The 11,726-nt window shown below is 60.8% G+C and carries 8 protein-coding genes; 2 read left to right on the forward strand and 6 right to left on the reverse strand.

Annotated elements, in window-relative coordinates:
• Window positions 1–424: 424 nt before the first annotated feature.
• The 6 genes from VF515_18620 to VF515_18645 form a co-directional block, all read right to left on the reverse strand.
• Entirely contained in the window at window positions 425–1,033 is a 609-nt protein-coding gene (locus tag VF515_18620; GenBank protein HEX7409647.1) for a porin, read from the reverse strand.
• Between the two features lie 299 nt (window positions 1,034–1,332).
• The gene (locus VF515_18625; protein ID HEX7409648.1) at window positions 1,333–2,328 is read right to left on the reverse strand and encodes a polysaccharide deacetylase; all 996 of its coding nucleotides are present in this window, start codon (window positions 2,326–2,328) and stop codon (window positions 1,333–1,335) included.
• The gene (locus VF515_18630; GenBank protein HEX7409649.1) at window positions 2,325–3,437 is read right to left on the reverse strand and encodes a hypothetical protein; all 1,113 of its coding nucleotides are present in this window, start codon (window positions 3,435–3,437) and stop codon (window positions 2,325–2,327) included. Before VF515_18630 ends, VF515_18625 begins: the two co-directional genes overlap by 4 nt.
• A 292-nt stretch (window positions 3,438–3,729) precedes the next feature.
• Entirely contained in the window at window positions 3,730–4,347 is a 618-nt protein-coding gene (locus VF515_18635; GenBank protein ID HEX7409650.1) for an Isoquinoline 1-oxidoreductase subunit, read from the reverse strand.
• A gap of 55 nt (window positions 4,348–4,402) precedes the next feature.
• Window positions 4,403–4,945: a 2Fe-2S iron-sulfur cluster-binding protein gene (locus VF515_18640; GenBank protein HEX7409651.1), complete on the reverse strand. Its 543-nt coding sequence runs from the start codon at window positions 4,943–4,945 to the stop codon at window positions 4,403–4,405.
• The gene (locus VF515_18645; protein HEX7409652.1) at window positions 4,942–7,716 is read right to left on the reverse strand and encodes a molybdopterin cofactor-binding domain-containing protein; all 2,775 of its coding nucleotides are present in this window, start codon (window positions 7,714–7,716) and stop codon (window positions 4,942–4,944) included. The genes VF515_18640 and VF515_18645 overlap by 4 nt, the downstream gene beginning before the upstream one ends.
• 797 nt (window positions 7,717–8,513) lie before the next feature.
• Here VF515_18645 and VF515_18650 point away from each other — a divergent pair.
• Window positions 8,514–8,771 carry a hypothetical protein gene (locus tag VF515_18650; protein ID HEX7409653.1) on the forward strand — a complete coding sequence of 86 codons (258 nt, stop codon included), beginning with the start codon at window positions 8,514–8,516 and terminating at the stop codon, window positions 8,769–8,771.
• Window positions 8,772–9,072: 301 nt separating this feature from the next.
• Window positions 9,073–11,478: a plasma-membrane proton-efflux P-type ATPase gene (locus VF515_18655; GenBank protein ID HEX7409654.1), complete on the forward strand. Its 2,406-nt coding sequence runs from the start codon at window positions 9,073–9,075 to the stop codon at window positions 11,476–11,478.
• Window positions 11,479–11,726: the final 248 nt, after the last annotated feature.

Here is an 11,726-nt window from a genome sequence, read left to right on the forward strand (position 1 = left end):
ACGATGACGGCTAGCCAAACGCTCGCCCAATCGCTTTCAGCGAGTCCCTCCGTAACCAGCTATCCCACAACGTAATTTTCTCAGCCGCCCTCCTACCACCACGAAATCTCTGACTTATCGGCCTATAATCGATCTTTTCCCCCTAAGATAAAGTGTTGCGTCGACCGGTTGAGCTGGCTCTCAATAGCGGACAAATGGCGGTGCGGTTGAGCCGGCAGCCAAAGGCGGACACGGGCACGACCTCAACCGCGCACCGGCCGAAATGTGGAGGTCGATCCTCTCCGCCATACCGGCGGTGGTGAAGTGGCCGTAAGTGATGTCAATTATGGCCAGAAGTTGCGCTGCACGTGTAACAGGCCACTCCAGACATCTTTATTGGCCGGCGTGTATAATCCTGACGTGCGGCCGGCGCCGCCCGCAAAGTTCATGGGAATTCGGCCGGGATCCATATTCTGGTCGATCTTGGAATACAGGACCTCAAATTCTTGACCGGGTTCCAAATAGTCCGAGTACCAACGGCCCAGACGGCGAAGCCGAAGTCGCATCCCACCAACGCGGTAGTGCCCGTCGGACCCAAACCAGCCGTGGTGCGCACGACACCGTCCGGAGATTTGCACATGATGGCGTTTCCGGCAGAGTCGGGGTCCCAAGCAGTATAGGAGCCGAACACCGATGTGCGCAGCGCCGGCGTCCAGTAGTGTTCGATTGCCGCGGTGATATCCCACGAAGTGGAAAGTTGTATCCCAGAAGTGGGGAATGCCGGATTTCTAGCGAAAACTCCGTCCAGCACCCAACCGGCAGCGACGCTGGTGCCGTTGAAACGATTGAACGCCGTCGTTTGTGAAAAGCCCGTGTAGGCCGATGCGCCCTGGCCAACACCGCCTTCAATCCAGAATTTATCGCCGGGGTTCCACGGCAGATTTAGCACGATGCCGGCACTGGCCGCCCAACCCCATTTGTCGGCGGGAGCAACTTCATTGAGGCCATTGAAGCTGTAGAAATCCGCTCTGACCTGATGCAACGCGGCGGACAACCGTCTCAGGTTTTCTTTGCTGCAGTAGCACCGAATGGCGGCTTGTGTGATGCTGATTTGAAATCATCGGGTACTGCCCAACCCCGAAGCGGGCATCGCCGAGTGGGCAGGCGAGTTTCGCACCGACATCGCGGCGTTCCCATCCGACCAAGACATTGATGCCGTCGTCGATCGCGACCGGCCGCTGGAATTGCCGCCGGGTCCTTCCGTCACCTATCGGGCATTCGTCGATCCATCAGGTGGGCGTCAGCGCGGGGAAAGCGGCGAGTTCGGCGCTTGTCCGCGACGCATCCGGTCAGTCATTTCAGGCCAGCCGCCCTGAGAATGGCGTCGGTGTCGGTCAGCCATACTGCGTCATCCGTCTTGAGGCGCAAGAGAACACGCCGCAAGGCGGCAGCCCCGTCGGGCGTGCCGATTACAAAGGGGTGGATTCCGATGACCAGCGTCGTGGCCTCTCGCGCGGGGTCGGCGCGGGCCTCACTGGCCAACTCCAACACGTAATCTAGCCAGAGAGTCTCGATCTCAGTGGGCGTCTTCATCCGTGCCAGATGCTGGCCCATGTCGACCGTTACGACCGGATAGGGCAGCAGGACCAGCGACCCATCCGGCGTCTTCAAGCGCGAAATGATGTCGGAATCCATCTGGTCGAGGGTGTAGGTTATGCCTTCGGCGGCCATCGCCTGCATCGTGTCGCCATTGGAATAGACGCTCGGACTCGACCAGCCGGTGGGCCTGACGCCGGTCGTGTCGGCGAGTAGGTCCAGCGTCCGGCGGATGTAGGCTTTCTGCTCGGCGGGCCCACGCCCGAGTGGCAGCATGTGGTTCGTGTTGTTCATGCCATGGGCGATGATCGGCGCGTTCGGTTGTGCCGAGCGGAACTCCTTCCACACCGACGGATACTTACCGGGAAATTCGGCGTTCAACACGACGGTGAGCGGAACATCCAATTCCTTGAACAGCCGGCCGACGCGCGCGATGCCCCAATCGATCGCGTATTGACGGAAAGCCTCGTTCACGAGGTCCGGGCTACGGGTCGCAAGGTCCGGGCGGAAGACCGGGCCCTGGCCGAGGCCGAACTCCTCCACGAATAGTGCAAAGCTGACTGCGACCTTTTTGCCAGAAGGCCAGTTGGCGGCATGGACCGGCTCGCGCGCGAACCCGGTGACTCGGTCGGTTCCGTCTTGCGCCAAGGCCGCGAAGGGAAGGTGAACAACGAACAACAATACGGTCCCGGCGACGAAGCCGGGCTCCCGGGCCTTCCGTGTCATGACCTCGACTATGGTGTTCAGATTCACGGAAGGTCCGCCAAGCTCTTAGCACCAGGACCGGGCGTGATCAGCGTCGGCCATTGGTGCGAACCGAACGGCACTTGCGGCGGCAGGGTTACGCTGATCTTGCGCTTGGTGTCTTCGTCGATAATCGCTTGACGCGCGTCGCCGCCCATTAGCTCGTAGTCCATCAGGTGGTAATCGCCGAAGAACGCGGCACCGACGGACCGGTCGGCGATTATGCGGGTCAACGAGTCCAGCATGTCGTCGGGCGTCGTGGTGAACGAGATCGTCTCGATCAAGATCAGCCGGTCGTTGATGGCCTGCGGCCCGAAAAACTGCGCGAGCACACTGAACAGGACGTTATTCTGGCGGGCGACGTAGATCGTGTTGCTGGCCGCATAGGTCTTGTCCCAGTCGGCGCCGAGCATCTGTTTCCAACCGCCGATTACATCCATCCAGTGAGCGACTTGGGTTTGCGCCGCCCAGGCGATGTTCTTCTTCAATAGGGGCGACTGTTTCTTGGCAAATTCCTGCAGGCCTTCCGCCGAGATCGCGTTGTTCTTCAAACACTCGTCCATGAACGCGATATTGTTTTGCAGAATGCTGCGGTTGTTCAGCCGCCAGTCGTCCGGCATGGCGGTCGCATCAAGACTGTCGAGCGCGGATTGCATGCGGTTCCTGTACGCCGCCAGCGAGCCACGCCACGTCAAGTCGTTTGGACTGTTCAAATAGGGAACGACCACTTCGGCCAACGCCATGGTGCTGTGGCCGACGGATTTAAGCAATTGGTAGACGATCGGCACCTGCGGCGCGTCGATCGGCGCCATCCCGGGGCGATAGAGGATGAATCGTCCGCCGGCACCAGAAAACAGGCCGAGGATAAGCGGGTGCTGGGCGAGTATGTTCTTCTTGAACACCTGTCCGGCATCGCCGTAAAGCTCAAACATGGTCGTGTTGAGCTGCAGAATATTCTTGGTTCCGATCTCGGCGGGGCTTACAGTTTGGGTACCGACGATCTCCTTGAAGTAGGACGGCAGGTCGGCCGCGCGCGCAGGCGAGCCTGATGATCCAACGCCGGCAAGCGACGGCAGCAGTGCGCAGAGGCCGCCCATCATGATGGCAACGGTTCTCATGAGTGTCTCCCTGATACGACGATCGCCTGCGGGAATTGGTGTAACGTGCCTTCGCCCCGCTCAGCATTCACGCGAAGTAAACGTACAGATGCCGACGGTGACACCCGCATTAAGCGATTCGGAAAAGCGTTCAATACGCTTTGTAGGTCGCAGTCATCGCCAAAGCTGCATGCAGGACTCGGAGCGAACGAGAAGCCGCAGTTTATCTTGATTATCTTGAGCCCACCATTCTCGACGAACGACCGTCTGATCACAGATACCAGAATGTGCGTCGGTTCGTATGTCCATTCCATCATCTAGTCGGACACACTGCTCCAGTTTTCACCCATGCCTCAACGAGCGCGCCTGCTTTCTTCTGGGTACCAGGAGCGGGCCGGCGGCCAAACCCGGGCGCCCAGGCCCAACCAACCAAAGAGTCGGTCCCGATGTGGTGTACGAGTTCTTCCAGCGAACGGCCGCCGTTGCGCTCGCGATCCTTGATCTGAGCGCAGATCTCACCGAGCGTCTTGCCTTCCCACGCCATTTCACGCGGTGCGAGATGCCATTCTGGGTGGCCCGGCACGCGGCCTGGCTCGAAGTTGGCATGCTGATGGCAGATGGCACAGCGCATGGCCGCGAGGCCAAAACCGTCCGTCCCCCGCTCTACCGGCGGCTGATGGAGCCGGCCGAGTTCGCCCTGGTGCGGGCGGTCGCCGGCTGGATGGCAATTGACGCAGCGTGGATTGGTCAGCACTTTCCCGAGCTCGGTAAACAATGCCGCTGACCGCGCCGCTGTGTCGCCGATCGAGGAAAAGCTCTCTGGAGTCGCGAGGCTATCCAACAGGCCGTCGGAGGCGCCGTACGCGGTCAGCATGCTCGTCAGCAGGGCCAGGACCGCAAAGAGGACCTTGACCTGCATCTCGAATTTCATGTTCGGTCGCCTCCTGGCTTGGTCACCCTCACGCCGGCCACGGCGCGGCACATGGTCAATCACGATGCTCGCGATCGACCTTCGCGACGAGATAGCGTTCTGGGTCGGCTAAAATCACGTCACGCACCGCCTCGTGATATTTGATGTAGCCGGTGCACCTGCACAGATGGCCGTCGAGCGCATCGACAATGGTTTTCTCGAGATCGGGACGCGCTACCGGCTTCTTTGCCAGACGCTCAAGCAGAACCTGTCCCTCGTTCAGGAAGCCGGCGGTGCAATAGCCGCACTGGAAAGCAAAATGGTCGATGAAAGCTTTTTGCAGAACCGAAAGTTCGGCGTTCTTCGCATGGCCTTCGACCGTGCGGATAGCTTTGCCGTTGAAGCTCGCCGCCGAAACAACGCAGGTCGGGCTGGTGTAGCTCGTCCCGTCGGAATTATCGATAATCACCGCGCAACTCAGGCACTGCGCAGCGCCGCAGCCGAACTTGGTGCCGGTCAGCCCGAGGTACTCGCGCAGAAAATCATTCATGGTCAGATCGTCGCGCACTTCCATCGGGCCGTATGCGCGACCATTGATCGTGATGCCCAGTGTATTCACGTGAGCACTCCCTTGAGCATGTGTTGGGTTACCGGCAAGGATTGGAACCGGTGACTCGTGGCATCGAAGATGGCATTCAAAAGTGCGGGAACGACGGGAATCATCACGACTTCCGCCATGCCCTTTGGCGGCTCGTTCGCTAGCGGGGGCAACACCTCGATCTCGAGCCCTCGCAACGGCAGGTCCGACCCGCGCGCGATGAGGTATTGACCAAGATTCCATTGCCCGTTGCCGGGACCGTCCTCATAAGGTGGCAGCGACTCGAGCAATGCATAACCCACGCCCATCGCGAAGCCACCCTGCGATTGCCCAAGTACAATCTCTGGCACCAGCGGCTGACCGCATTCGAGGACACTGTATGCCCTGGTGATGCGCAAGGCGCCGGTGGCGCGCTCGATCTCGACGCGGACAAGCGTGCCGCATAGCGACGTGTAGGTGGTTCCGAACCGGTTGAACTCGGTGGGTGGATATTTGACGCTGGTACGATCGAGGCGTACGAATTTTCCGGCGCCCTTGCGCACGGCCAACGCATCGATATCGGCCATCCACGGCTGCCTGTCGACCACGAAGGTCGCTTGCGACCACGCCCAGCGGGAAAAGCTGTGCGCCATCGCCGCGGTCACACCATTGCGCGCATGCGCCTTTGCTGCGACTGCCGGCAATGCCAGTGGTGTTAACCCCGGCATGACCAGGTGCCCGTCTTTCCAGCGCGCCGCCTCCCATTCGCTCGCTCTTGGATCGCTTGGTGCGATGCGCCACAGCTCGAGCGCCGCCGGCCACAATCCGAAGCGGAACACGACGCGGGCGGCCTCGGCCGCAGCATGCGTCCCGACGTGGGCGCCTATTGAGGCACTCGTGGGCGAACTGATCGCGGGCACCCAGCGTGGATTTCGTAGTGCGGCGTTCTGTGTCGCTTGGTCCATCGTGTAAGAGTCGCCCGAGGTCACGAGCGCGAGCGCCCCGAAAGTGTCGACTTGCGCGACCGCCACTTCGTCGGCCATGCCCCCCAAGTGGGCCGCCACCCGGTTGGCAAGCGCCGTCCCGATGCCGTTGCCCATCTCGACGTGATCGCAATGGATGGCAATCCGGCCATTCCGATCAATTTCCACGGTCGCCAGCGAACAGTCCGCTCCGCTGCCGTAATCCTTGGTGGCGCAAGCCACGCCCGTGCCGACGACAATCCCCGCTTGCTGTCCGCGTCCTTTCTCTTCGGCACGCTGCTGCCAAATCGGATGTTTCTCTAGCTTGTCGAGAATCTCCGGTGTGCGGACCACGACGTTATAGGTGTTTCCCGCCATGGTCCGGCCGCCGGTCTTGAGCGCGTTGCGTCGCCGAAACTCGATCGGGTCGAGCGGCAACGCCGAGGCCATTTCATCGATCAACACTTCCAGCGCCGTCATCGTCTGCAGCGTCCCATAGCCTCGCATCGACCCTGCGGTCACGCCGCGCGAATGGAGTGCGACCGTGGTGACATCAACTTTCGGAATATCGTAGATACCGATCGAAGCATTGGCGGAAACAGTCGCCACGCTGGCTGAATAATTGGCAAGGCCGCCGCCATCCAATACGTGGTCAGCGGCGAATGCGAGAATCTTGCCTGTCGCTCGATCAACCCCGATCCGCGTATGTATCTTGAATGCGTGCCGCTTTATTCCAGCTTGAAACTGCTGATAGCGATCGTGGGCGAGCCGGACCGGGCGACCGGGAAGGAACATTGCCGCAAGTGCGACGTAGAGCGGGAAGGGTGTATGGTCGCGTCCGCCGAATCCGCCACCGACATAGGCGAAATGAGCGTTGATGTGCGCCGGCTTGAAGTTGGCACGGGCTTTGCCCAGAAGAAACGCGACCGAATCCGCGGCCTCGTACGGCGACTGCACGCCGAGCACGAGCTCGAGGTTTTTTCGATCCGCGTCGAACCAGGCGAGACCGCATTCCGGCTCGAGAAACATTGGGTCGACAGATTGGGTCTCGAATTCGCGGTCCAGCACCAGAAGGGCCGGATTGCTTGCCGCGAGTTCCGCGCGGATCTGCTCGCCGTAAGCTGCGCCTTTAGCATAGGCGCGCCCCGTCGGTATGGGGAGCCGCGCCCATATTGGGCGCTCCGTGTTCTGGAAATGGCCCGGACTGACCCAGCCTTCCTTGACCGGCGAGTAAACATCGGGAGCGTCAGGTGTCGGGCCGGCCACACGCGTAAAACGAAAGGCGCCGTAGTTAGGCATCACGACGGGACCAGTTTCTTCACCGAACTTCACGAAAGGTCCATCGCGCAGCGCGAGCCGCGCCTGATCGAAGGCGTCGAACTGCTCGAAGATCAACAGAGCTACGGGCTGGCCGAGATACAGCGGCGTCTTGCCGACCGGGCAGAACAAGTCGCCGGTGTAGAATTCGGGAACGCGGGTGCCGATTCGTGTGAGATCGGTCGCGGTAACGACCACCGACGGCTTTAACGCGCTGTTCAAGCGCGCGAAGTCGATACCGCCGTAGACGTGCGTGGCGTCTGCGGCGCGGATGAGCATGGCGTGCGAAGTATCCGCCGGCCAGCCCGGGAGATCGGCGGCACGAAAATCGGACGCGTACAACTTGGCCCCTGTGACCTTGGCCACGCCGTCAATGCGACCGACGCCAGCGGCAGCCGGGTTCCAATGTTGTCGTCCCGGTAGCGTCTCGCGCGCTACGAACCCGGGTTCCTCAGCTGATGACAAACGCGACAGGCTAAGCGCAATACCACTTGCCGTGACCCACTTGACGAACTCACGTCGCGAAGGCCGCATGTTGTCACCTACTGGTCAGCGCTGGTATGAGCGCGTGGTACGAGCTTATCTGTTCGCCCTCGACACCCTCCGCTCTGGCGCAAGGACGCAACCGACCTTGTCGAGAACGTAGGCTCTGATCATTCTGTAGGGCTATGAGTTCGAGAATGTTTCAGGTTAGTTTCATTTGCAAGGTTTAAATCAGATCACCGAGGATACGTTCGTTTCAAATGGGCTTTGTGATGACCAACCCGACGACACAAAACTGCTCCCCTTCGCGATCGGACCAGAAAAGGATCGAATTCTTCCCACGTCGCGCCGATCACCTCACAGGTGCGCGCAGCGGTCAAATCGTGAATTCGATCGAGAGAAGTTATCTTGAGGCGCAGACTAAGCGCCTTCGACCCGAAGCGGCGGGTCCTTCGACACTTAATCTAAGCTTGGCTTTCTGGGTGGCTCTGGATCGAAGACTTGTTGTCGGAAAACCGAACAGCTCATGAGCGTCATAGAAATGCGCCAACTGACAGAACAACAGCCGTAGGGCCTGTGATCGTGCACTGCAGAATTTCTGTGAAAAGGTGAGAAGTTGTTACCGTATGGTATGCGGCGGCTGGCACTCCTTCAGGGTGCCACCTTTGCACCTTCACACGGGTCAAGGTGGCAAGGTAGGACTCGAATGGCGCGCGAGCGCGTGTGAGCTTTTTACCTTGATAGCGAACTGCCTGCGGGCGCACGTTCTCGATTAGGTACGTTGGAACGGTGCCCAAGAGCCCGCCTGGGTCAAATACACCAAGGCACTTCAGGACGCGGCAACCACGATGAAGACCGCTCGTGAGGGCATCGATCCTGATGCGGTCAGCAAGATGAGCCCGCAGGACCGCTTTGCGTTCGTGAGCAAGATGCGCGAGCAGGGGCAGAAGCAGTTCGAGACCGTGCAGACGGCAGCGAAGGAACTTCTTGCCACGCTCAACGACACGCAGAAGGACAAAGCGCAGGAGACCCTCCCGGGTCTCGCGTTCGGCGGTCCCGGCCCGATGCGCGGGGCGTTCATGGGCGGCCCATGGCAGCGGCACTAGTGCCCGGAGCGTTTCACGGCGTCCGGTGATCGCAAGCGCCACTTTCACGCCCTCTGGACGCTTCCAGCGTCCAGAGGGCGATCTCGTGTCCAATAGCGCGTTAGCGGCTCAAATTGCTCGCAGCCTTGCCTCAATTTGAGAGCAGAAGTGGAACCCGGTAAGCGTAGGCAAACCTGTGTGAATCCGATTGGCGCCGCGGAGGACGGTCACTTTGCAGTCGGCCACACCGAATTCTGGAGTAAACCTCCCACGCGCGACGCCAGCAGCTACCGCCAAGGCGTCTGACATCGCATCCGCATCGATTCCCAATACGCTCGCGGCGCTGCATGTAGACCCCGAGACAGGGCTCACGCGCGCGGAGGCGGACACCCGTCGAAAGGAGCACGGCTACAATGAAGTGGCCGTGCAAAAGGGGCACCCGGTCCTCATATTTCTCGTGAAATTCTGGGGCCTGTCGGCGTGGATGCTCGAACTAATCATGGTCTTGTCGCTAGTTCTCCGAAAATATTCTGACTTCGCAGTGGTAAGTGCGCTCTTGGTCGTCAATGCCGTGTTGCGTTTTGCGCAGGAGCGCCGCGCCGCCGGCGTCGTAGAGACGTTGCGGCGACGATTGCAGGTCAGCGCGCGCGTGCGACGCGATTCGAGCTGGCAGGTCGTTCCCGCTCGGGAACTGGTGCCCGGCGATATCGTCCGCGTGCGCCCAGGCGACATCATCCCGGCGGACGTGAAACTCCTCACCGGAGCGTTGGGCGTTGACCAATCGGCTCTCACCGGGGAGTCCAAGGACGCGGAAAAAGCGCCGGGCGACGTGCTCTCGTCGGGGTCCATCGTCCGCCGGGGCGAAGGCAATAGCGTGGTCATGCTGACCGGGGCGAAGACCTATTTCGGCCGCACCACGGAACTCGTGCAGCAGGCGCGGCCAAAACTTCATATCGAAGCGGTGGTGGCCAAGGTGGTCCGCTGGCTGTTCGTTATCGTCGGCGCACTGCTGGGCGTGGTGGTCGTGATGTCGTTGATCCGCGGCGCGCCGCTCATCGAGATGGTCCCGCTTATGCTTGTCCTGTTGATGAGCGCGGTGCCGGTCGCCCTCCCGGTCATGTTCACGGTCAGCATGGCCGTCGGGTCGAAGGAGCTGGCGAAGCGCGGCGTGCTGGTCACGCGCCTCAGCGCGGCCGAGGATGCCGCGACGATGGACGTGCTCTGCGTGGACAAGACCGGCACGATCACAATGAACCAGTTGGCCGTCACCGGCGTGATCCCGCTGGAACGCGCGACGGAATCCGATGTGCTGTTTGCCGGCGCACTCGCGTCACAAGAGGCCAACCAGGATCCGATTGATCTGGCATTCCTTGCCGCCGCAAAAGACCGGCACGTCTTCGATCGCGTGCCTGCGCTCATGCCGGTTTCGTTCGCGCCGTTTGATGCGAAAGGCAGGCGGACGGAAGCCGTGGTCGAACAGAATGGGCAGCGGCTGCGCGTGATGAAAGGTGCTGTGCGGACCATCGCTCAGGCCTGTGGCCTCCAGTCTCCTGCGATCAAGGCGCTTGAGGACCGGGTCGCCGAGGCTGCGCTCAAAGGATACCGGACGCTGGCCGTGGCCCGCGGCCCCGAGAACGGCGCTCCCGCACTGGTTGGACTGGTGATGCTGTACGATCCGCCGCGACCGGATGCCAAGCAACTTATCGCGTCACTCCGCGGCCTCGGCGTTGCAGTGAAGATGCTTACCGGCGACGCGCTGGCGGTTGCGAGCGAAATTGCGCGCGGAGTCGGATTGCCCACCATCCGGCGCGTGGCGGACCTGAAGGCTGCAGGCGCTCAGGCCGGCAATGAAGCGATCGACCTGCTGGCGGGGGCCGATGGCTTCGCCGAAGTGTACCCGGAGGACAAATACATCGTGGTGCAGCACCTGCAGGCTGCGGGGCACGTGACCGGCATGACAGGCGACGGCCTCAACGATGCGCCCGCGCTGCGCCAGGCCGAAGTGGGCATCGCGGTCAGCACCGCGACCGACGTTGCCAAAGGCGCCGCAAGCGTCGTCCTGACCGACCCGGGGCTCACGAATATCGTGGCGCTGGTCGAGCAAGGCCGAACCATTTATCAGCGCATTCTGACCTGGATCATCAACAAGATCAGTCGCACGATCCTGAAGGCTAGCTTCGTGGCAATCGCCTTCGTTGTCACCGGCAAGTTCGTCGTCTCCGCCTTCGCGATGCTGCTTCTCGTCTTCATGACCGACTTCGCGAAGATCGCCATTGCCACCGACTACGTCCAACCGTCCAAGAGACCGGAGACGTGGAACATCGGGGGCTTCATCATGGTATCGGCGGTGCTGGGCGTCGCGATGGTCGCCGAAGCGCTTCTCCTCCTATACATCGCCTGGTCACGTTTCGGGTTGGCGACGAACGATAATGCCCTCTACACCTTCAGCTTCCAGACACTGCTCTACTTCGCGGTATTCTCCATCGTGTCCGCGCGAGAGCGGCGGTGGTTCTGGACGACGATGCCGAGCAAGACCCTGATGGCGGCTCTCACGCTGGACGCGCTCGTGGGCACCATCCTGACATTCGTAGCTCTCCCCGGCCTCATGCCATTGCTGTGGTGGCAGACTCTCATAATCTTAGGCTATGCGATGGTCGCATGCCTTGTCGTGAACGACGCCATAAAGGTCGCCATGATCAAGTGGCGCGTTCCTTTGGCGGTAGCTTAGAAAGCGCCTATTCCCAGGTGCAACGCGAAAGGATGAAGATGAAAATCAATTCAAAAAAAGTTTTGCGTGCGGGAAGGAGAAACGGTCTTTCGTCATTTTGAACCTGTCCTACTCAAAACTCCGAAAGCCAAAGAAATCCTGGAGTTTCTCCGGCATTCACGGGACAGGCCTCGCAGTTCAATCTGTAGGCTTCGAATAAGGAAAAGATGAACCAAAGGTTCACATCTACCGCTGCACGGTGCGCCCGT

The sequence above is a fragment of the Candidatus Binatia bacterium genome (assembly GCA_036382395.1).
Classification (GTDB): Bacteria; Desulfobacterota; Binatia; order HRBIN30; family HRBIN30; genus JAGDMS01.